Genomic DNA, 20,308 nt, shown 5'->3' on the forward strand with positions numbered 1-20,308 from the left:
TCCTTACTGCTGGCTGAAGTAGAGATCCTTGGTGGCGATCGCTCCCTTGAGGTTCTGCACCGGCAGGCCGCGCAGGGTGGGATCCACCAGCCGCATCTGGTTGTAGTGATAGACGGGAATGGCCGGCATCTCGTCCATCAGCAGCTGCTCGGCCTGGTGGTAGAGCCCGGTCCGCGCATTGCCATCCAGGGTATCAGCCGCCTGTTGCAGCAGGCCGTCGAAGGTCGGGTTGCAGTAACCGCTCTCGTTCTGGGGATCCTGGCAGCGGAAGCTGTTGAGCATGGCGGAGGGCTCCACGTAATCCCCGAACAGGAAGGAGCGGGCCAGCATGAAATCACCGCTGTCTTTGGCCACCTGATAGGCATTCCACTCCATGTTGTTGAGCGTCACTTCAACTCCCAGCGGCTTCCACATGGATGCAACCGCCAGCGCCAGCTTCTTGTGATTCTCCGAGGTGTTGTAGGTGAGCGTCAGCTTGAGAGGATGCTGGCTGTCATAGCCCGCCTGGGCCAGCAGCGCCGCCGCCTTGGCCAACCGGGTCGGCTGATCCTGCAGGGCCAGGGGGGAGCTCAGCGCCTCGTAGCCCGGCATGCCGGGCAGCAGCGACCAGGCGGCCTGCTCTCCCTGCCCGCTGACCTTCTCGGTCAACAGGTGCCGATCGATGGTCATGGCCAGCGCCTGGCGCACTCGCACATCCTGCAGCTCGGGGCGACGCAGGTTGAAGGTGTAGAGGTAAGTGCCCAATAGCGGCAATCCCCAGATCCGCTCGGGGGTCTCCTCCTTGGTCTTCTGGTAATACTCCAGTGCCACCTTGTTGGTGAGCTGGATCTCCCCCGCCTCGTAACGCAGCCGTTCGGCATGCTGGGAAGCGAGCGGCAGGTAGGTCACCCGCTGGATCCGGGTGTGGGCATCATCCCAGTACTGGACGTTGCGCTCGGCCTCGATGCGCTCATTGGGCACCCAGTTCACCAGCTTGTAGGCGCCATTGCTCACCAGCTTGCCGGGCTGGGTCCACTGTTTGCCGAACTGGCTGACCGCCTTCTGGTTGACCGGCACGAAGGGGCGCTGGCTTATCAGTTGCAGGAAGTAGGGCACCGGCCGCTCCAGCGTCACTTTGAGGATCTGGTCGCTTTCCGCCTCCACCCCCAGGGTGTTGAGATCGAGCGCCCCGGCGTAGATGGACTGGGCATTGTTGATGCCGGTCGCCAGCAGCAGGCCGGCTGAGGGCGAGGCCTGGGCCGGATCCAGTAGACGGCGCCAAGCATAGACGAAATCGGCGGCGGTGAGCGCGTCACCATTGGACCACTTGAGCTGGGGGCGCAGGAAGAAACGCCAGACCAGCCCGTCCTCGCTGGTCTCCCAGCGCTGGGCCTGGGCCGGCACGATCCGCCCCTGCCCATCTTCACTCACCAGCCCCTCGAATAAGTCCACCAGCACCACTTCACCGGGAAAACCCGAGCGGATCTGGGCCGGATCGAGAGACTCTGGTTCGGCGCCATTGCCCTTGACCAGGGTCTGGCGATCAGACAGCGCAGGCTCCTGGGATACCGTGGTCGCCTGCAGCTGCAGCGGCGGCGCCAGCAGCAGACCCAGCAGCAAGGGAGAGAGCCAGCGACGGGCTGGCCGGGAAGCGGGGCACAAAACCATGACATAAACCTCGTTCAAAACACTTATTTCAAGAAGGGGGAAGGCCGGCGGCGCGCCTGAATACGAATGCATGATGCCGCGCTTGTTATCCCCGAAGACGCCCCGTATTGTATCGGGCTTGCCCAAGAGATGGAGTCTCTCGGGCTATTTTTTTCCGTAGTTTTTTATGAGGTGCGAGCGGTTGTCGCCTGCGTCCTGCATCTGGCTACATTTTCAGGAGTTTTTATGGGGTACGAGTGGCTGGCACTGGCAGCAGCCAGTTTATGGGCGGTAGCTGCCCTCATCTCCGTCAAACCGGCGCGCCACCTGGGGGCATTTGCCTACAGCCGCTGGCGCATGTTGCTGGTCAGCCTGATGCTGGGGTCGGCCAGTCTGGCCACCGGTGGCTGGCAGACCCTGACCCAGAGCGCCCTGCCCCTGCTGGCACTGTCGGGGCTAATCGGCATCTTCGTCGGCGACACCGCCCTGTTTGCCTGCATGAACCGGCTGGGGCCAAGACGCAGTGGCCTGCTGTTCTCCTGCCACGCCCTCTTCTCCGCCCTGCTCGGCCTCTGGCTGTTTGGTGAGCAGCTCGGTGGCTGGCGACTGGTGGGGGCCATGCTGGTCTTTGCCGGCGTCATGCTTGCCATCCTGTTCGGCCGCCGTGGCAATGCTCAGCAGAATGAATGGGAACAGGTACGCGGCCATCTCGTCATCGGCATCGGTCTGGGCCTGACCGCCGCCTTCTGCCAAAGTTTGGGTGCCATCATCGCCAAACCGGTGATGATGAGTGGCACCGTGGATGCGATCAGCGCCTCCGGCATCCGCATGGGCAGCGCCCTGCTGGCCCACTGCACCCTGCGGGTGCTGAGAGTACCGCTGTCATTGCCGCACAACCCCATCAACCGCCAGGTATTGGGGATGATCGGCATCAACGGTTTTCTGGCGATGGCCATGGGCATGACGCTGATCCTGGTCGCCTTGCGCCAGGGGGACGTCGGCATGGTGGCGATCCTCTCCTCCACCACACCGGTCATCCTCTTGCCACTGCTGTGGTGGCACTCGGGGCAGCGCCCTTCCCTGGCGGCCTGGGCCGGCGCCCTGCTGGCGACTCTGGGCACCACGCTGGTGCTGGGAGCCAGCGGATACTGACTCCCGAAGGGTCAGAACCGGGCGATCTCGTCGGCAGTCAGCTCGCGATATTCGCCCGGTGCCAGCTCTTCATCCAGCGTCAGGTCACCCACCCGCTCCCGGTGCAGTCCCACCACCTTGTTGCCGATGGCGGCAAACATCCGCTTCACCTGATGGTACTTGCCCTCGTGGATGGTCAGACGCGCTTCGCACTCTCCCAGGATCTCCAGCTGGGCCGGCCGGGTCTTCTCGGTCTCGCTGCGCAGCAACACCCCTTCGGCAAACAGCGCGATGGCATCCGGGCTGACCGGGTCGGCCAGCCAGACGTGATAGGTCTTGGCACACTCGTGGCGGGGAGAGGTGATGCGATGGGACCACTGACCATCGTCGGTCACCAGCACCAGACCGGTGGTGTCGAGATCGAGCCGCCCCACCACGTGCAGCTTGCCCATGGCCGGCTCATCCATCAGGAAGAACACGGTGGGGTGATCCGGGTCTTCGTTGGAGCAGACATACCCTTCCGGCTTGTGCAGCATGAAGTAGCGATTGCGCTGATCCAGGGTCAGGGTGACACCGTCAAATTCTACCTGGCTCTGCTCGTTGATGTGGAAGGCGGGCTGCTTGACCACGATACCGTCCACCATCACCTCTCCCTGCCGGATCAGTTTGCCCGCCAGCGAGCGGGTCAAGTCGGAACAATCGCAAAGAAATTTATCGAGCCGCATGCACAACCTCAGAGTCCATCAAGAAAGGGGCGTCATTATATCGGCCGGGGCCGACAACTCCAGCACTAAGCGCCGCGGCCGCCACGCATGTCGCCATGACGAACCGGGGCGCCGGTGTTAGACTGCCAACAGAGGGCCTAACGTTACGCATAATAATAAAGTTCAGGAAGCCGTATGAAGTCGCAAACACCTCATCCCGTTATTCCCGTCAACCAGCTGCAACCCGGCATGTACGTGATCGCCATCATCAGCCAGACCGGCGGCATGGAGATTGCCCAGATGGGGTTGGTGACCACCCGCCAGCAGATCAACGATCTGGTCAAGCGCGGCGTACTCACGGTGCGGGTCGATCTCGCCCGCAGCAAGCTGCCCGGCATCGAGCAGGTCATCTCCCCCGACCCGGCCATCTCCCCGGCCAGCACCCAACGTCCCTCCGGCAGCGGCAACGGCGAGGGGCGCGAGCTCAAGATCCGCCGGCTTTATCAAGAGGCCCGCGAGCTGCAGGGCAAGTTCATCCGCCACCTCAAGGCGGGGGAGCCCATCGACATCACGCCGCTGGCGGCAGTCGCCGAGGAGATGGTGGACACCATGTTCACCCACGGTGACGCCATGCTCTGCCTGGCCCGCATTCGCGCCAAGGATGCCTACCTGATGGAGCACTCGATGAACGTCGCCATCCTGCTGGCGAACTTCGGCCGCTATCTGGACCTGGATCGCAGCGTGCTCAAGGAGCTGACCCTGGGCGGCCTGCTGCACGACGTGGGCAAGATCATGACCCCGGACGAGGTGCTCAACAAGCCGGGCAAGCTCACCGACGAGGAGTTCGCCGTCATGCGCCAGCACGTGGTGCACAGCTACGAGATCCTGAGCAACACCCCCGGCATCACCGCCACCATGCTGGAGGTGGCCGCCAACCACCACGAACGGCTCGACGGCACCGGTTACCCGCAGCGGCTCAAAGGCGAGCAGCTCTCGCTCTATACCCGCATGAGCGGCATCGTCGATGTCTATGACGCCGTTACGGCGGATCGGGTCTACAAGCAGGGCATGCAGCCAACCCAGGCCTTTCGCATTCTGCTCAAGGGGATCAACCACCACTTCGATGCCGAACTGGTCACCAAGTTCATCAAGTGCATGGGGGTCTATCCGGTGGGGACGCTGGTGCAGCTCTCCAACCAGCGGCTGGCCATCGTCATGCAGCGCAATCCCCATGAGCCGCTCAAACCGGTGGTGAAGGTGATCTATCACGGGGCCCAGCGCCACTACCTCGAGGTGCAGTGGCTGGATCTGGCCAAGAACGGGGTGCAGGAAACCATCGAGAGCACGGTCGATCCCAAGGAATTCGGCATCAACCTCGCCAACTTCGTCTAGTCGGCATCCCCTACCCGCAACCGCTCGGCGCAGTGCTGGATGAGAAACTCCTCATCCAGCGGCGACAGATCAAAGCGGATGCAGGCCTCTTCGATGGCCCGGATGTCGTGTTGATGGTGCTCGCTGAGCCAGCGCACGGCGCGGCGCAGATCTTCACCATGGGGCAGCAGGGTATGGTCGCTCATGGGGCACCTCCGATCAGCCATCGATACCGGCCCGTCACTACGGGCCCTCTCTTCTAGCTTAGCCCGCCTGCCGCCCCTTCATCCTGCCTTCAAGCAGCCTCAGGCAAACGCCCGCTGCCAATCCTGATCAAACTTTGCCAGCGCCGCGTCCACCGCCGGCACCCGCAGCAGCTGTTCGGCCACATCGAGCGGCAGCGTGATGGACTGGCAACCCGCCAGCAGGCAGTCAAGTGCCTGGCGCGGAGTGCGGAACGATGCCGCCAGCACCTTGCTGTGCGGCGCATGCAGCGCCAGCAGCTGTTGCAGCTCCTGTACGGTGGCGATGCCATCGCCCCCCTGGGCATCCAGCCGGTTGACGTAGGGCGCCACGTATTCGGCCCCCGCCACCGCCGCCAGCCAGCCCTGCAGCGGGGTATAGACCGCCGTGCCCAGGGTCGGCACCCCGTTGGCCGTCAGGGTCTTGATGGCTGCCAGCCCCTCTTCACATACCGGGATCTTGATCACCAGGTCCCGGTCCAGCTCACGCAGGGCAAACGCCTCGCGCACCATCTCGGTCTCGGTTTTGGCCATCACCTGGGCAAACAACCGCGCCTTGGGACCCAGCACCTCCCGCAGGGCGGGCAGCAGCTCGGTCAACGGCATGCCGCCTGCCGCAGTAATGGACGGGTTGGTAGTGACGCCGGCCAGCGGCAGGATCCGTGACCAGCGGCACACCGCTGCCACATCGGCAGTATCGAGATAAAGCTCCATCTCTGACTCCTTAATGGGATGTTCAATCTGTCGCCATTCTAGCGAGATAACATCCGCACATTGTTTGATCAAAATCAAATCAACTTTCGAACGAAAGAAAATAGAATGCAAAAACAAAAGGAGGCGGTATGATTTTTGACCTGCAACGCTATTCAACCCACGATGGCCCCGGCATTCGCACCCTGGTGTTTCTCAAGGGGTGCTCGCTGGCCTGTCGCTGGTGTCAAAACCCGGAAAGCCGCTCTCCCAAGCCGGACATACTACTCGACCGGCGCCAATGCATCGAGGGATGCCGGCTCTGCAGCGACGCCTGCCCGGCAATCTTGCGTGACAGCCAGGGTGTCCAGCTCACCCGCTCGACCCTCGGCAATCAAGATGTGGAACGGCTGCGCGACCTCTGCCCGAGCGAAGCGCTGCAGGTGTGCGGCCGGGAGGAGAGCCTGGACACCCTGATGGCCACCATCCTGCGGGATCGCCCCTTCTTCGAGCGCAGCGGCGGCGGGGTCACCCTCTCCGGCGGCGAGCCCTTCATGCAGCCCGAATTTGCCGCCAGCCTGCTGGCCCGCTGCAAGGCCGAGGGGTTGCATACCGCGGTGGAAAGTTGCCTGCACGTCCCCTGGCACCAGATTGAACCGAGCCTCCCCCACCTCGACCTGCTGCTGGCGGATCTCAAGCATGTCGATGAGGAGCGCTTCTTCGACTGGACCCGCGGCAAGGTCGCCCTGCCCCTGGCCAACCTCAAGCGTCTGGCCGAGCGCGGCGTGGCCATGCAGATCCGGGTGCCACTCATCCCCGGCTTCAATGCCGACCGCGCCTCCATCGAGGCCATCACCCAAGCTGCCGCCCGCCTTGGCACCGTGCAGGAGATCCACTTTCTCCCCTACCACACCCTGGGCGCGGGCAAGTACGCCCTGCTCGACCAACCCTATCAGGCGCCCCTGCAGCCACTCGATGACCCGGCACTGCTCGCCTTTGCCCATGAGTGTGCCCGTGCGCAGGGGCTGACCCCGCTCACCCGGGGCTAGCAACACCCCATGACATCAGCCACTGACCGTCCACTTACCGTCAACTCACAGTCCTATGACCAGAGGATAAGACCATGACCCAGCTCGATCTCACCACCCTGCCCCCGCGGATCCGCGTCCACAAGGAGAGCCTGATCCACATCGTCCAGCCACCGGTCTGCACCGAGCGAGCCCGTCACTACACCGAGGCCTATCAGGCCCACCTGGCCCGGCCGCTGCCGGTGCGCCGCGCCCTGGCGCTGGCCCACCACCTCAAGGAGCGCACCATCTGGATCAAGCACGACGAACTCATCGTCGGCAACCAGGCCAGCCAGGTGCGGGCGGCGCCGCTCTTTCCCGAATACACGGTGGGTTGGATCGAGAAGGAGATCGACGAGCTGGCCGACCGTCCCGGCGCCGGCTTTGCGGTGAGCGAGGTGGACAAGCTGGCCATCCACGCCCTCACCCCCTTCTGGCGCGGCCAGACGGTGCAGGATCGCTGCTACGGCCTCTTTACCGACGAGCAGAAGGGGCTGCTGGAGAGCGGCATCATCAAGGCCGAGGGCAACATGACCTCGGGGGATGCGCACCTCGCGGTCAATTACGAGCAGCTGCTTGCCCTCGGTCTCGACGGCCTCAAGGCCAAGGTGGCAGAGCGGCGCGGCCGGCTCGATCTGGCGGACTGGGCCGATCTGCAGCGCGAGCAGTTCCTGCAGGCCGTCGCCATCACCTTCGATGCCGTCAGCCAGCACATCGAGCGTTACGCCGCGCTGGCCCGCGAACTGGCGCTGCAGGAGCCGCGCCCCGAGCGCCGCTGCGAGCTTGAGACCATCGCCCTCAACTGCGCCCACATCGCCCATCGGCCCCCCGAGACCTTCTGGCAGGCGCTGCAGCTCTGCTACTTCATCCAGCTCATCCTGCAGATCGAGTCCAACGGCCACTCGGTGTCGTTTGGCCGGATGGACCAGTACCTCTACCCCTGGTATCGCCGCGAAGTAGAGCTGTCGGAATCCCTGCCGCGCACACGCGCCATCGAGCTGCTGCAAGGGTGCTGGCTCAAGTTGCTGGAGGTAAACAAGATCCGTTCTGGCACCCACTCCAAGGCCTCCGCCGGCAGCCCGCTCTACCAGAACGTCACCATCGGCGGCCAGAATTGGCGCAATGGCAAGCCCCATGACGCGGTCAACTGCCTCTCCTACGCGATTCTGGAGTCCTGCGGCCAGCTGCGCTCCACCCAGCCCAACCTCTCGGTGCGCTACCACGCACGAATGAGCGAGGATTTCCTCAACGCCTGCATCCAGGTGATCCGCTGCGGCTTCGGCATGCCCGCCTTCAACAACGACGAGGTGGTGATCCCCGAGTTCATCAAGCTCGGGGTGAGCGAGGAGGATGCCCACCACTACGCCGCCATCGGCTGCATCGAAACCGCAGTGCCCGGCAAGTGGGGCTATCGCTGCACCGGCATGAGCTTCATCAACTTCGCCCGCATCCTGCTGGCGGCGCTCGATGGCGGCCGCGATGCCACCACCGGCAAGGTCTTTTTGCCGCAGCCCCAGTCGCTGCGGGACGGCTCGTTCGGCCACTTCGACGAGGTGATGGCCCGCTGGGACGAGCAGGTACGCTACTTCACCCGCAAATCCATCGAGATCGACTGCGTGGTCGACAGCGTGCTGGAGGCCCAGGCCCACGACATCCTCTGCAGCGCCCTGGTGGATGACTGTATCGAGCGCGGCAAGACCATCAAGCAGGGGGGCGCCGTCTATGACTGGGTCTCCGGCTTGCAGGTGGGGATCGCCAACCTGGGCAACAGCCTGGCGGCGCTGAAGAAACTGGTATTCGAGCAGGGGGTGGTGGATCAGCGCGAGCTGGCCGAAGCGCTCGAGCAGGATTTTGCCGGGCTAGAGGGCGAACAGCTGCGCCAACGCCTCACCCACGCGGCCCCCAAATATGGCAACGATCTGGACGAGGTCGACCTGCTGCTGGTGCAGGCCTACCAGAGCTACATCGACGAGCTCAAGGGGCTGCACAACACCCGCTTCGGCCGTGGCCCCATCGGCGGCACCTACTATGCGGGCACCTCCTCCATCTCGGCCAACGTGCCGTTTGGGGCGGCCACCATGGCTACTCCGGATGGCCGCCACGCCCGCACCCCGCTGGCGGAAGGGGCAAGCCCAGCGTCCGGCTCGGATCGCCTCGGCCCCACGGCGGTGTTCAACTCGCTCGGCAAGCTGCCCACGGCGGCCATCCTCGGCGGCGTGCTGCTCAACCAGAAGCTGAGCCCGGCGAGCCTTGAAAACGAGCGGGACAAGGCCAAGCTGATGAGCCTGCTGCGCACCTTCTTCGAGGTGCACAAGGGGTGGCACGTGCAGTACAACATCGTCTCGCGCGACACCCTGCTGGCGGCCAAGGCCCATCCCGACCAGTATCGGGATCTGGTGGTGCGGGTGGCGGGCTATTCGGCCTTCTTCACCGCCTTATCCCCCGATGCGCAAGATGATATCATCGCCCGCACCGAGCACAGTCTCTGACGGCCCCACCAGGGGCAGCTGTGCCCCTTTATGACCGGCAAGCCACCCGCGCGGTGGCTTGCCGCTATCCACTGCCAGCCAGCGAGGCCCCATGAACCCACGCCACCAATTGATCCTCACCCTGGTCCATCAGGCCCGCAAGATGAGCGTGAGCGAGCTCTCCCAACGTACCGGGGTCTCGGAGGTGACGGTGCGCAACGACCTGACCGCGCTGGAAAAACAGGGGTTGCTCAAGCGCGTGCACGGCTCGGCCATGGCGCTGGAGAGCGACGACCCCGACGCCCGGATGAACATCAACTACCTGCTCAAGGAGCGCCTCGCCGAGCGGGCCGCCCAGCTGGTGGAGGATGGCGAGACGGTCTTTATCGAGGGGGGCAGCGCCAACGCCCTGCTGGCCCGTCATCTGGCCCTGCACAAGCGGGTCACCATCATCACCATCAGCAGCTACATCGCCCACCTGCTGCGCGATACCCAGGCCCAGGTGGTACTGCTCGGCGGCCTGTTCCAGCATCAGAGCGAGAGCGTGGTGGGGCCGCTGACCCGGCTGTGCATCGAGCAGGTGCACTTCTCCAAGGCCTTCATCGGGGTAGACGGTTTTCATCCCGAGATGGGCTTCACCGGCCGTGACATGATGCGGGCCGATGTGGTCAACAGCGTGCTGGCCAAGGGGGTGACCAATGTGGTCATCACCGACAGCAGCAAATTCGGCGCCATCCACCCGAGCCCGCTCGGCACGCCAGGCCAGATCGGCGTGCTGGTCACCGACGATGCCCTGCCCGCCCCCATGCGGGCCACCCTGGCCGCACGCGGCATCACAGTGCACTGCGTCGCCGCCTGAATCGCACCTTTCCCCCCGTTGCCGGGTTGCTCCCCCGCCTGGCGGCTTGACGGCGCCCACCGAGGCTGGGGTATGCTCGTCCTCTTTTGGCCTCTCCTGCCAGAGGCCACACACCGAAGGACGCCGCATGCACACCAAGGACAAATTTCTGGCCGCTCTGGTCATCCTCTGCTGGGGGCTCAACTTCGTCGCCATCAAGTGGGGGCTGGAGGGGATTCCCCCGCTGCTGCTGGGGGCGCTGCGCTTCGTCGGGGTGGTCTTTCCCGCCATCTTGCTGGTTCCCAGACCCGCCATGCCGTGGCGCTGGCTGCTGGCCTATGGCGGAGCCATCAGTCTGGGGCAGTTCTCCTTTCTGTTCTGCGCCATGAAGTTCGGCATGCCGGCGGGCATGGCCTCGCTGGTACTGCAATCCCAGGTGGTGTTCACCCTGCTGTTCGCCATGATCTGGCTGGGTGAGCGCTGGCAACCCCACCACTGGGTGGCCCTGCCGCTGGCGGGGGCCGGTCTCTATCTCATCGCCACCCATGGTGAAGGCAATCTCACTCTGCTCGGCTTCGTGCTGACCCTCTGCGCGGCCGCCTGCTGGGGCCTTGGCAACGTCATCAATCGCCAGATCGGGCTGCGCTACCAGACCACGCTGCCGAGCCTTATCGCCTGGGGCGGACTGGTACCCATCCTTCCCTTCTTCGCGCTTTCCTGGTTGTTCGAGGGGCCCGAGCTGATGGCCAGCAGCCTGCTCAACATCAGCTGGCAGGGGTTCCTGTGCGTGCTCTATCTCTCCTTTGTCGCCACCTGGCTCGGCTACGGCCTGTGGGGACGGCTGCTGATGCGCTACCCGGTGGCGCAGGTGGCCCCCCTCTCCCTGCTGGTGCCCTGCGTCGGCATGGTGGCCGCAGCCCTGCTGCTGGACGAGCACCCCACCCCCTTGCAGTGGCTGGGCTCGGCCCTGGTGCTGCTGGGATTCGTGGTACATCTGCTGGGCGGCCGGCTGCGCTGGTTCAAGCCGCAGGCCGTCTGATCCTTATTTGCCCGCCGCCATTGACCAGGGCGGGGAAACTTTCCATGATGAGCCAGCCCCCATCGGGGCTGGAGCCACCAGCGAGTGGCCTGCAGGACGCAGCCATCAGGAGAGCAAGGACATGCCATCGACCTTCACCGCCAGCCCCCGCATCATCCCGCGCCTTCTGCGCACCAGCGCCATTGCCCTGACCCTCTGTCTGAGCCACTACGGCTGGAGCGCCCCCCTGCCAGCCGATCTGACGTGGGAGAGCAACAACGCGGATCCGGTTTTCGCGGATCCGGCCGCCAAGCGGGGCGGCTCCTTTCGCGGCTTCATGACCAGTTTTCCGCTGACCCTGCGGGTATACGGCCCGGACTCCAACGGCGGCTTCGCCGGCTATATGCGGGAGACCAACCTGCCGCTCCTGAGCACCCATCCCGTCACCGGCAATCCCATGCCGATGCTGGCCAACGAATGGGCCTTCGGGCCTGACCACAAGACCCTCTATCTGCGCATCAATCCCAAGGCACGCTGGTCAGACGGTCAACCGGTCACCGCCGATGACTGGCTGTTCACCCTCAAGCTGCTGCGCAGCAAGGAGATCAACGACCCCTGGTACAACAACTACTACAGCACCCAGATAAGCGAGGTGACCAAGTTTGATGACCACACCCTGGCCATCTCCAGCGGCAGTGCCAAGAGTCGCCAGGATCTGCTGGAATCCCTGCCCTTCAGCCCGGCCCCCAGCCACGCCATCAAGATCACCGCCGACTGGGTCAAGGCGTACAACTGGAAGCTGCTGCCGGTGACCGGCCCCTATCAGCTTGGCGAGGTGAAGAAGGGCAAGTCGGTCACCTTCGAGCGGGTCAAGGATTGGTGGGGCAATGACGAGCGCTACTTCCAGCACCGTTTCAACCCGGATCGGATCGAGCTCAAGGTACTCAGGGATCAGAACATCGCCTGGCAGCACTTCCTGCGCGGCGAGCTCGATACCTTCCCGCTGGTGATGCCCAACTGGTGGCACGACAAGAGCAAAACCCCGGAGTTCGCCAAGGGCTATATCGAGCGACTCTGGTTCTACAACCAGACGCCCCAGCCCCCAACTGGGCTCTATCTCAACACCGCCGATCCGCTGCTGCGCGATCTCAATGTGCGGCTCGGCATCCAGCACGCCCTCAATCTCGACAAGATGCTCACCACCCTGCTGCGGGGGGATTACCAGCGCCTCAACAGCTACGGCTCCGGCCAGGGGGAGTTCACCAACACGGCTCTCAAGGCCCGTCCGTTTGATCCCGAGCTGGCGCGCCACTACTTCGCCAAGGCCGGTTTCACCAAACCCGGCCCCGACGGTACCCTGCAAAACAGCCAGGGCCAGCCGCTGACCCTGACCATCACCTACACCACGGCGGAGCACGCCCAGCGCCTCACCCTGCTGCGCGAAGAGGCCAAGAAGGCGGGGCTCAACCTCGAGCTCAACCTGATGGACGCCTCGGCCGGCTTCAAGTCGATGCTGGAGAAAAAACACCAGAGCGCCTGGATGGCCTGGTCAGGCAGCCGTTATCCCGCCTATTGGGAGTTCTTCCACAAGATCAACGCCAACAAGCCGCAGACCAACAACATCATGAACATCGATGACGATGCCATCACGGCCCTGGTGGAGCAGTACGACAAGGAGTTCGACTTCGCCAAAAAAGCGGCGCTGTCGCGCCAGATCCAGCAGCGGCTCTATGAGCTGGCCAGCTTTGTGCCCGCCTACCAGGTGCCCTACACCCGGGAGGGGGCCTGGCGCTGGATAAAACTGCCCAAGCTGCCGGCTACGCCCAAGAGCGAGTTACTCTACTGGCCGCTGGACGGCAGCAACAGCGGCTACAGCTACGGTGGCCTGTTCTGGATTGATGAAGAGGCCAAGACGCAGACCCAGGCCGCCATTAAGGCGGACCAGGCCTTTCCGGCCGTTACCCGGGTTGATACCACCTATCAGCAGAAATAGGGGCTTGTGCAGCCTGCCTCTTTGCCAAGGTTGGCCTAGGCCACCAACAAAAAGACCCCGCACAGTGGCGGGGTCTTTTTTGCAACCGGGGTTGCCAGCTGGAAGCAGCAGCGATTAACCGCGCTTGGCCTGCTTCTGGGCGATGGCGTCGGCCACGTCGGCCGGCTCCAGCACGATACCTTCCTGATCCGGGGTCGGGAACACGGCAACGCACAGTTCATCCTGCTCCATGCCGTCGATCCAGCGCTCCAGCCACACCTTGAGGGTGATGGACTGCGGCTTGCAGTCGGCCCACTCCCCTTCGGCCCACGCCTTGGCGTATTCCGGGTGCGGCCATACCGGGATGCAGTCTTCATCGTCGGTGGTCAGCATCATGACGCCGTGCTCGTCGGTCAGAACGAACAGCTCTTCGTGCTCGACCAGCTTGCTGATGAAGTGATCAAAGCGGTAGTCCGCGTTCAGTTGCAGCGCTGCATTGCGCTCGGTGTCGCTCAGTTCATAGCTCATCGGTCAAGTCTCTTGTGCAATAAAGGGCGCCATGTTCACATCTTGCCGGCGCCTTGTCCAGTATGAGAGATCGGTCACCGATTTTTCGCGATCTCATCCCAGCTCGGGGGTCACCAGGGTGATCTCCGCCATCTCGCTGAAACGCTGGCGCAGCCAGTAGGCGGACTCCACTTCGACGAAGCAGAGCTGCTCCCGTCCGGCCAGGGCAGCGGCCATGACCTGCTCGAAACGGGCCTGTTGTTGCGCTTGCCAGGCGGCGGCCAGCTTGCCGCCATGGGCCTCATCCACTACTTCCCGGCGCAACTCGAACAGGTTGTCGGTGATAGGGCTGTTGATCTTGGCCGGGCTGTGCCAGTACATCAGCAAATTGTCCATCATCTCGCTGTCGTAATTGGCCAATGCATCCAGCTCAGGCGTCGCACCCTCTTCACCAGTGGCAAAATCACACCAGGCCGCCGTCAGCGGGGCCAGGGTCTGGGCGGCAGCCCCCTTGCCATGCTGACGCAGGGCGGCGACATCCGCTCCCTTGCAGGCCGGCAGCCAGACATCGCCCTGATGCTGCTCGAGCAGGGGCAACAACAGGGAGGCGGGATAGACGGGGAAACGCGTCCCCAGTGTGTGCAGCAGTGATACCAGTGTGATCTTGACCATGGAATACGCCTTGAACCGGAGGCCGATACGCAGCGTTCGGCCAGAAAGACAAAGGAGGCTCCTATCCTATCATGTTTGGCATGGCAGGGGCGGACTCAACTACGCCTCCAAAAAGTACTGGCAGGACGACCAAAAAAGCAGCGTTTGAGCACGTATGGAAAGGAGAAAGCCCAATAGTTTGAGCCAGCGCCCACTAAAGTGGATCCGGGAATGCTAGTTTGCATACATCTTTAGCGTAAGGAGTGCATTCATGATCGGGATCGACCAGGTTTCTAACGAGTTTGTAAACGATTTGAAAATACTGGCATGTTTTGATCCGGCCAACATGAGCCTGGGGATCAAGTTGCGCAGCGACATGTCCGACGAACTCTGCCAGGCAGCGTCACGCCTGCATCAACAGGGGCTCATCAGCGCGGAAGATGGTGGCTATCTGACGCCATTCGGCATGACCATGGTCGAGCACCTGCAGCACCTGCTGGTCGCACTCAAACCGCTTTGATCGCTTTGGGAGCCCACAGCGAAAAGTTGAGCAGCTCCCAGTGTTTCCCCTGACGCAACAGACAGGCAAACAGCAAAGGACCTTCGGGTCCTTTTACTTTGCCATCGACCATCCACTCCCCCACCCGTTTTGGCAATGGTTGTGCCTTGATCTCGTCGGGCAGGGAGCCGCCGCCCACGCGCACCTCGACAAACTGCTGGCATACGGCTTTTGCCTCGGCCTCGACAGTATCCTGTCTCTGCACATCGGCAGAAGTGATCAGAGTGGCGGCAAGCAGAAGAGATGGCAGCATGGTGGAAGCAACGAGAGAGTAGGAAGTAGCACCATTCACTCCCCACAGATGAGAGTGAAGCGTCCATAAACAAAAAGCCGTGGAACCAGAGGCACCACGGCTTTCTTAAATTCTGTAAGAATTACAGAGCAGTTACGTTCTCAGCCTGCGGGCCTTTCTGACCTTGGGTCACAGAGAACTGTACGCGCTGACCTTCAGCCAGGGTACGGAAACCGTTACCGCTGATAGCGCTGAAGTGAACGAAAACGTCCGGGCCGTTTTCTTGCTGGATGAAGCCAAAACCTTTGGTTTCGTTGAAAAACTTAACGGTACCGGTGATCATGTTAGACATATCTTTAAACCTGTATTCAAAATAATTACTTATGCTTTTCAGCGGATAAAGCTCAAAAAACGGGATTAACTTATGAACAACAGGAAAAGATGTAAAACATCATATTCATTGACATAACTATCGCCCTTTCAAGCTGGTTTAGATTATACGTGGCTTTGGGGATTACGCAAACAATTTGTGCCCTGCCACGGCAGGGCACACATGTCACAACGAGGGGGCTTCCAGCGCCTGTACCAGGGCCTTGAGGAAGCGTGCCGCCTCACCGCCGGTGCAGGCTCTGTGGTCGAATGTCATCGACAACGGCAGCGCTCTGACCGGGCGAGCCTCACCATGAATGAACACGACTTTCTCGAACAATTTGCCCGCCCCTATGATGGCCACTTGAGGTGGCGTCACGATCGGGCTGGCATAGCGCCCCGCGATGGCGCCGAAGTTGGTGAGGGTGATGGTCGCCCCCTGCAACATCTCGCGCGGCACGGCGCGCGCCTTCACGTCGGCAATCATGCGATCCAGCCCTTGGCGCAGATCGGCCCCTTCCCGCTCGGCCACATTTTCCATTACCGGCACATAGAGCCCGTGCTTGGAATCCACCGCAATGGCCACGTTGACCTCTCTGAACAGCCGCCTTGACAGGGTGTCGCCGTCAAACCAGGCGTTCATGGAGGGTTCCGCCCGACAAGCCACACCGATGGCCTTGATGAGGCGCACCGTGACATCTTCATCGGGGCGCCAGTGACGCAAGTCCACCTCGTCGGTAATGCTGACTGGCACCACCGTCTGATGAGAGTGCTCCATCGCCTTTGCCATGGCTCGGCGCGACCCCTTGAGAAATTCGTTGCCGCTGCTTTGCAGCGCTTCGAAGGCGCTCTGCACGTCTTGCTCGGTCACCATGCCAGCACTGCCGGTACCCTTGAGCCTGTCGATGTCCAGCCCCAGCTTTTGCGCCAGCAGACGCACCGCCGGCATGGCCTGCACCAGGGTGCCACCGGGCGCCATGGCACCCACCACGAAGTGATCCTCGATGTGGTGCTGATGGGCGCTGACCTTGCCCACCACGGTGCCGTCATCCTCGCCGCCTTCGAACTCAACCAGGGGGGCACCGATGTGAAGAATATCCCCCTCGGCACCACACAACCTGGCGATCACCCCCGCCACCGGCGAGGGCACATCCACCAGCGCCTTGGCAGTTTCCACCGACAGCAGAACCTGATCGACACTCACGGTGTCGCCGGCGCTGACCTTCCATTCGACGATCTCGGCCTCGGCCAATCCTTCACCCAGATCCGGTAATTTGAAAAATTTCATGACCAGTTCTCCATCCGCGGGGACATCACCAAAGATTGACCGACTTCATGGCTCTTCCTTGCTCGGGCGCCTGAGCGCCAACAGTTGAGAGACGTCATAGCCACTTGTTCTCCATCAGTTGGTGAGCCGCATCCGCGATATCCTGCTCGGTGATGAGGTAATACTCCTCGTTGCGGTAGTAGGGGACGGCGGCATCCACCCCGGTGAGGCGCTTTGGCGGCGCCTTGAGGGAGGTCAACGCCTCCTCGGTGACCCGTGCCACGATTTCGGCACCGACCCCGAAGCTGCCGCACGCCTCGTGTACCACCAGCAGACGCCCTGTCTTGCGCACCGAGGCCAGGATGCTCTCCATGTCCAGCGGCTTGATGGTGGCAAGATCCAGCACCTCGCATTGGATATCCTGTTCCGCCAGCAAGGCGGCGGCTCGCATCACCTCCTGGATGCAGGCCCCCCACGCAACCACGGTGAGATCCCGTCCGGGTCGCAGGGTGAAACACACATCCAGCGGCAGGCCAACGCCGTCATCCACCACATCCGACTTCATGGAGCGATAGATGCGATCCGGTTCGAAGAACATCACGGGATCCGGATCGCGAATGGCCGAGAGCAGCAGGCCATATGCCCGCCTCGGGCTGGAGGGGATGACCACCCGCAGGCCCGGAATATGGGCAAACAGCGCCTCCACACTCTCGCTGTGGTGCTCGGGCGAATGAATACCGGCACCGTAGGGGGAGCGGTAGACGATGGGGCAGGAGAGCCGGCCGCGGGTGCGGTTTCGCATTCGTGCCGCCTGGCAGATGATCTGCTCCATGCCGGGGAAGATGAAGCCCTGGAACTGGAATTCGGCAACGGGTTTGAGCCCCTGGGTCGCCATGCCGACCGCCACCCCGGCGATCAGTCCCTCCGCCAGCGGCGTGTCGATCACCCGCTTGAAACCGAACTTGTCCCGCAGGCCCACGGTGGCGCGAAACACCCCACCGTTGACTCCCACATCTTCCCCCAACACAACCACATCGGGGTCGTGCTCCATCTCATGGTGCAATGCCAGATTGACCGCTTCGAGCAGTGTCATGTCACTCATGGTGTGTCTCCCCGCCGCGCTGCTGCATGCCCTTGGCGATGATGCGCTGACGCTGGGCACGATACTCCCTCGGCAGCTCGGCAAACTGATAATCGAGCAGGGTTTCCGGCGCCTGAGCCGTTGTGCCTTCATAAACGGCCACTGCGCGTTCAACTTCGCGGGCCGCCTCGGCCAGCAATGCCTGCTCCTGCTGCTCGTCCCACCAGCCCTGCTCAAACATGAACTGGCGCAGCCGCTTGACCGGTTCCTTGGCCCAGGCAGCTTCCACTTCGGCCGCTTCCCGATAGCGGGTCGCATCATCGGCCGTGGTGTGATCCCCCAACCGATAGCTCACCGCCTCGATCAGGGTAGGCCCCTTGCCGCTGCGGGCCCGCTCGATGGCGGCGCGGGTCGCCTCATAGACGGCCACCACGTCGTTGCCATCGACCTGCAGGCTGCGCACTCCGGCCCCTATGCCTTTCTGGGCCAAGGTAGGCGCGCTCGACTGCAGCTTGCGTGGCACCGAGATGGCCCACTGGTTGTTGTTGATGATCATCACCATGGGCAGGTGCCAGACACCGGCGCAGTTGAGCCCCTCGAGAAAATCCCCCTTGGAGGTGCCGCCATCGCCTATGGTCACCACGGCGACCCTGGGCTGGTTGCGCAGCTTGAAGGCGGCCGCTATGCCAGAGGCATGAGTGATCTGGGTGGCGATGGGAACGCAGATGGGCAAGTCTTCCGACAACTCGCCATCGGCCTTGTAGAAGACACTGCCCCTTTCATCTCCGCCCCAATATTGCAGGTTCTGCTCCATGGGCACGCCCCGCACATAGAGGGTGGGCATGTCCCGGTAGTAGGGCACATAGACATCCTCCGGCCGCATGGCGAGACCGACCCCAATCCCCACCGCCTCTGCCCCCAGATGGGAGGGAAAGGTGCCGAGTTTGCCGGTTCGCTGCAGTGCTATCGCTTTCTTGTCGTAACTGCGCACCATCACCATGTTGCGGTAGAAGGTGTGCAGCATCGCCTTGTCCAGCCAGGTCGGTAGTGTCGCGACCGGGCGCCCCTCCTCATCGAGGTAACGAAGGAAGGGGATGTCGACATGGGTCATAACTGGCTCCTTGCCGTTGTCAGCGTCACCACCATGAGGTGACCCTTAGAATGTAAATAATATGTTAAGTAAAGGGCAACGAGATTCAGTCAGGTAAGACCAGTAGAAACTTCTTTAATTTCAGAAAGAAGATGAGATTTTCGGCGAGCAGAAACGAAGAAGGGAGCCCTTTCGGGCTCCCTGTCGGAGCGGGTTCGGGATCACGCCCGTATTTGGCACGCCGCCAAGGGCGCTGGATTGGCGTGAAAAAATGGGCTCAGATCACTCCCACAAACGGGTCGGCACCACCAACAGCATGGTACGTTGGCCGATGGCCACGTTGGCGTTGGGGAAGACCACCGCTTCCCGCGGTTTCTCTACCCTGTATTGCCGATCTCCGTCTTCCGCCAGCACAAACCCCTGGGGAAATTCGGTGAAATTGTCCACGTCGCTGGCAAACAGGAAACGAAACTCGGCCGTTTGCTTGTTGATCACCCTATCGATGGCAAAAATAGTGAAGTCATCCGCCCGCCAGGGCTCTAGCATCACCTCATCCCGGGTCACCAGCTCCTGCAACGCCTGACGCACTTCGATGAAGCGGGTCATGTCGTTCTCGCCAAAGGGGCGCACCTTGCCGAGCTCCACCGTGAAGGCATGGGCACCATGCTGGTGCGAGCTGTAATAGCTGAAGGTAGTGGTAGGACCGCTCGAGAGCAAAATGGTGCGCACCCCGCAAGCCCCGAGGAACTGCACCTGCTCCTTGCTGTGCGGCCGCTCGTGGGGGAAGGGATAGACCGCAAACTTCTCGTGGCGGGAGCCGCGAATGGCGGTGTGCAGATCGTAGTGATAACGGGGCCTGGCGGGGTCGGCAAAGAAGCGGCTCACATACTGCTCCAGACGCATGGCGCGAATGCGCTCCCTGTTGCACAGCCCCTCCCCCTTGCTGTGAGCGCCCGAGAAGAGCCGGTTCATGTTCTCTTCCACCTCTCGCACCCCCTGGTTCATGGCGGCGGGGTTGCCAAAGAGGAACAGCACCCGGTGGCAGGCCTGGATCTCCCCGCTGAGCAGCCGGGTCAGCAACTGGTTGCAGATCTCGATGGGGGCGGTTTCGTTACCATGAATGCCGCAGGAGAGCACTATGTCCTTGCGCCCGCCAGGCGACGTCCCTGTGGGCTCCAGGCAGAGTACGCCAGTGTCCCACACACTCACCCGGGTGCCGTTGGCCAGGTCGAAGGCAAAAGGATCGAGCTGCCACTCGTGGCGGCGGGTCAGAGCCAAAAAGTCATGCTGGGGAATCATCCATCTCACCCTCTTGTCTGGAATGCTATGGCCGGATTATACGCAAGGCAGCCGGGCTTAAAATCAGTTTTTAAACAAATTCAAACAGTAAGGATACAAAGTTGGCGAGGGATGATGACAAATCAT

The 20,308-nt window shown here is 62.5% G+C and carries 20 protein-coding genes; 8 read left to right on the plus strand and 12 right to left on the minus strand.

The window, feature by feature from the left end; translation table 11 throughout:
* Positions 1-3: 3 nt before the first annotated feature.
* On the minus strand, positions 4-1,647 hold the full coding sequence (locus OKB87_RS04550; protein WP_270826606.1) for a peptide ABC transporter substrate-binding protein: 1,644 nt from the start codon (positions 1,645-1,647) through the stop codon (positions 4-6).
* Positions 1,648-1,872: 225 nt separating this feature from the next.
* Here OKB87_RS04550 and OKB87_RS04555 point away from each other — a divergent pair, with 225 nt between their 5' ends.
* Complete coding sequence (locus OKB87_RS04555; RefSeq protein WP_219279970.1) at positions 1,873-2,778, plus strand: DMT family transporter; 906 nt, start codon at positions 1,873-1,875, stop codon at positions 2,776-2,778.
* An 11-nt stretch (positions 2,779-2,789) separates the two neighbouring features.
* Here the strand turns inward: OKB87_RS04555 and rsuA are convergent, their stop codons facing one another.
* Positions 2,790-3,482 (minus strand): 16S rRNA pseudouridine(516) synthase RsuA, encoded by a 693-nt coding sequence (gene rsuA, locus OKB87_RS04560; RefSeq protein ID WP_016351327.1) that lies wholly within the window; start codon positions 3,480-3,482, stop codon positions 2,790-2,792.
* A 174-nt stretch (positions 3,483-3,656) separates the two neighbouring features.
* On the opposite strand from rsuA, the gene OKB87_RS04565 reads away from it, so the two are divergent.
* Positions 3,657-4,853, plus strand: a complete 1,197-nt coding sequence (locus tag OKB87_RS04565; RefSeq protein WP_168755988.1) for an HD-GYP domain-containing protein — start codon at positions 3,657-3,659, stop codon at positions 4,851-4,853.
* Here OKB87_RS04565 and OKB87_RS04570 read toward each other — a convergent pair.
* On the minus strand, positions 4,850-5,038 hold the full coding sequence (locus OKB87_RS04570; RefSeq protein WP_270826607.1) for a hypothetical protein: 189 nt from the start codon (positions 5,036-5,038) through the stop codon (positions 4,850-4,852). The genes OKB87_RS04565 and OKB87_RS04570 overlap by 4 nt on opposite strands.
* Positions 5,039-5,137: 99 nt before the next feature.
* Positions 5,138-5,788: a fructose-6-phosphate aldolase gene (fsa, locus tag OKB87_RS04575; protein WP_270826608.1), complete on the minus strand. Its 651-nt coding sequence runs from the start codon at positions 5,786-5,788 to the stop codon at positions 5,138-5,140.
* Positions 5,789-5,916: 128 nt separating this feature from the next.
* On the opposite strand from fsa, the gene OKB87_RS04580 reads away from it, so the two are divergent.
* From OKB87_RS04580 to OKB87_RS04600, 5 genes are all read left to right on the plus strand, one after another.
* Complete coding sequence (locus OKB87_RS04580) at positions 5,917-6,813, plus strand: glycyl-radical enzyme activating protein (protein WP_270826609.1); 897 nt, start codon at positions 5,917-5,919, stop codon at positions 6,811-6,813.
* Positions 6,814-6,887: 74 nt separating this feature from the next.
* The gene (locus OKB87_RS04585; protein WP_190284037.1) at positions 6,888-9,320 is read left to right on the plus strand and encodes a formate C-acetyltransferase/glycerol dehydratase family glycyl radical enzyme; all 2,433 of its coding nucleotides are present in this window, start codon (positions 6,888-6,890) and stop codon (positions 9,318-9,320) included.
* A gap of 91 nt (positions 9,321-9,411) precedes the next feature.
* Entirely contained in the window at positions 9,412-10,158 is a 747-nt protein-coding gene (locus OKB87_RS04590; protein ID WP_011706659.1) for a DeoR/GlpR family DNA-binding transcription regulator, read from the plus strand.
* A gap of 127 nt (positions 10,159-10,285) precedes the next feature.
* On the plus strand, positions 10,286-11,176 hold the full coding sequence (locus OKB87_RS04595; RefSeq protein ID WP_190284036.1) for an EamA family transporter: 891 nt from the start codon (positions 10,286-10,288) through the stop codon (positions 11,174-11,176).
* A 121-nt stretch (positions 11,177-11,297) separates the two neighbouring features.
* Positions 11,298-13,148: an extracellular solute-binding protein gene (locus OKB87_RS04600; protein ID WP_190284035.1), complete on the plus strand. Its 1,851-nt coding sequence runs from the start codon at positions 11,298-11,300 to the stop codon at positions 13,146-13,148.
* A gap of 114 nt (positions 13,149-13,262) precedes the next feature.
* Here OKB87_RS04600 and OKB87_RS04605 read toward each other — a convergent pair whose 3' ends face one another.
* Together OKB87_RS04605 and OKB87_RS04610 are read right to left on the minus strand one after the other, a co-directional pair.
* Positions 13,263-13,655, minus strand: coding sequence for a DUF2750 domain-containing protein (locus OKB87_RS04605; protein WP_005302792.1), 393 nt, complete (start codon positions 13,653-13,655; stop codon positions 13,263-13,265).
* 93 nt (positions 13,656-13,748) lie between these two features.
* Positions 13,749-14,306: a hypothetical protein gene (locus tag OKB87_RS04610; RefSeq protein ID WP_029299771.1), complete on the minus strand. Its 558-nt coding sequence runs from the start codon at positions 14,304-14,306 to the stop codon at positions 13,749-13,751.
* A 250-nt stretch (positions 14,307-14,556) separates the two neighbouring features.
* Between OKB87_RS04610 and OKB87_RS04615 the strand changes: the two genes are divergently transcribed.
* Positions 14,557-14,805: a TIGR02647 family protein gene (locus OKB87_RS04615; RefSeq protein WP_011706664.1), complete on the plus strand. Its 249-nt coding sequence runs from the start codon at positions 14,557-14,559 to the stop codon at positions 14,803-14,805.
* Here OKB87_RS04615 and OKB87_RS04620 read toward each other — a convergent pair.
* The 6 genes from OKB87_RS04620 to astE form a co-directional block, all read right to left on the minus strand.
* Entirely contained in the window at positions 14,792-15,097 is a 306-nt protein-coding gene (locus OKB87_RS04620) for a hypothetical protein (protein ID WP_190284034.1), read from the minus strand. The genes OKB87_RS04615 and OKB87_RS04620 overlap by 14 nt on opposite strands.
* A gap of 121 nt (positions 15,098-15,218) precedes the next feature.
* The gene (locus OKB87_RS04625) at positions 15,219-15,428 is read right to left on the minus strand and encodes a cold-shock protein (protein ID WP_005331438.1); all 210 of its coding nucleotides are present in this window, start codon (positions 15,426-15,428) and stop codon (positions 15,219-15,221) included.
* 204 nt (positions 15,429-15,632) lie between these two features.
* Entirely contained in the window at positions 15,633-16,733 is a 1,101-nt protein-coding gene (locus OKB87_RS04630) for a dihydrolipoamide acetyltransferase family protein (protein WP_270826611.1), read from the minus strand.
* A 94-nt stretch (positions 16,734-16,827) separates the two neighbouring features.
* Positions 16,828-17,814, minus strand: a complete 987-nt coding sequence (locus tag OKB87_RS04635; protein ID WP_218409232.1) for an alpha-ketoacid dehydrogenase subunit beta — start codon at positions 17,812-17,814, stop codon at positions 16,828-16,830.
* Complete coding sequence (pdhA, locus tag OKB87_RS04640; protein WP_270826612.1) at positions 17,807-18,904, minus strand: pyruvate dehydrogenase (acetyl-transferring) E1 component subunit alpha; 1,098 nt, start codon at positions 18,902-18,904, stop codon at positions 17,807-17,809. Before pdhA ends, OKB87_RS04635 begins: the two co-directional genes overlap by 8 nt.
* Before the next feature lie 261 nt (positions 18,905-19,165).
* Positions 19,166-20,182, minus strand: a complete 1,017-nt coding sequence (gene astE, locus OKB87_RS04645; RefSeq protein ID WP_270826613.1) for a succinylglutamate desuccinylase — start codon at positions 20,180-20,182, stop codon at positions 19,166-19,168.
* Positions 20,183-20,308 lie beyond the last annotated feature (126 nt).

This window comes from Aeromonas sp. Y318-1 (assembly GCF_027706125.1).
Classification (GTDB): domain Bacteria; phylum Pseudomonadota; class Gammaproteobacteria; order Enterobacterales; family Aeromonadaceae; genus Aeromonas; species Aeromonas hydrophila.

Coding starts and splice junctions, on each gene's coding strand:
- OKB87_RS04550 (WP_270826606.1), bottom strand. CDS start 1,647: ATGGTTTTGTGCCCCGCTTCCCGGCCAGCCCGTCGCTGGCTCTCTCCC.
- OKB87_RS04555 (WP_219279970.1), top strand. CDS start 1,873: ATGGGGTACGAGTGGCTGGCACTGGCAGCAGCCAGTTTATGGGCGGTA.
- rsuA (WP_016351327.1), bottom strand. CDS start 3,482: ATGCGGCTCGATAAATTTCTTTGCGATTGTTCCGACTTGACCCGCTCG.
- OKB87_RS04565 (WP_168755988.1), top strand. CDS start 3,657: ATGAAGTCGCAAACACCTCATCCCGTTATTCCCGTCAACCAGCTGCAA.
- OKB87_RS04570 (WP_270826607.1), bottom strand. CDS start 5,038: ATGAGCGACCATACCCTGCTGCCCCATGGTGAAGATCTGCGCCGCGCC.
- fsa (WP_270826608.1), bottom strand. CDS start 5,788: ATGGAGCTTTATCTCGATACTGCCGATGTGGCAGCGGTGTGCCGCTGG.
- OKB87_RS04580 (WP_270826609.1), top strand. CDS start 5,917: ATGATTTTTGACCTGCAACGCTATTCAACCCACGATGGCCCCGGCATT.
- OKB87_RS04585 (WP_190284037.1), top strand. CDS start 6,888: ATGACCCAGCTCGATCTCACCACCCTGCCCCCGCGGATCCGCGTCCAC.
- OKB87_RS04590 (WP_011706659.1), top strand. CDS start 9,412: ATGAACCCACGCCACCAATTGATCCTCACCCTGGTCCATCAGGCCCGC.
- OKB87_RS04595 (WP_190284036.1), top strand. CDS start 10,286: ATGCACACCAAGGACAAATTTCTGGCCGCTCTGGTCATCCTCTGCTGG.
- OKB87_RS04600 (WP_190284035.1), top strand. CDS start 11,298: ATGCCATCGACCTTCACCGCCAGCCCCCGCATCATCCCGCGCCTTCTG.
- OKB87_RS04605 (WP_005302792.1), bottom strand. CDS start 13,655: ATGAGCTATGAACTGAGCGACACCGAGCGCAATGCAGCGCTGCAACTG.
- OKB87_RS04610 (WP_029299771.1), bottom strand. CDS start 14,306: ATGGTCAAGATCACACTGGTATCACTGCTGCACACACTGGGGACGCGT.
- OKB87_RS04615 (WP_011706664.1), top strand. CDS start 14,557: ATGATCGGGATCGACCAGGTTTCTAACGAGTTTGTAAACGATTTGAAA.
- OKB87_RS04620 (WP_190284034.1), bottom strand. CDS start 15,097: ATGCTGCCATCTCTTCTGCTTGCCGCCACTCTGATCACTTCTGCCGAT.
- OKB87_RS04625 (WP_005331438.1), bottom strand. CDS start 15,428: ATGTCTAACATGATCACCGGTACCGTTAAGTTTTTCAACGAAACCAAA.
- OKB87_RS04630 (WP_270826611.1), bottom strand. CDS start 16,733: ATGAAATTTTTCAAATTACCGGATCTGGGTGAAGGATTGGCCGAGGCC.
- OKB87_RS04635 (WP_218409232.1), bottom strand. CDS start 17,814: ATGAGTGACATGACACTGCTCGAAGCGGTCAATCTGGCATTGCACCAT.
- pdhA (WP_270826612.1), bottom strand. CDS start 18,904: ATGACCCATGTCGACATCCCCTTCCTTCGTTACCTCGATGAGGAGGGG.
- astE (WP_270826613.1), bottom strand. CDS start 20,182: ATGATTCCCCAGCATGACTTTTTGGCTCTGACCCGCCGCCACGAGTGG.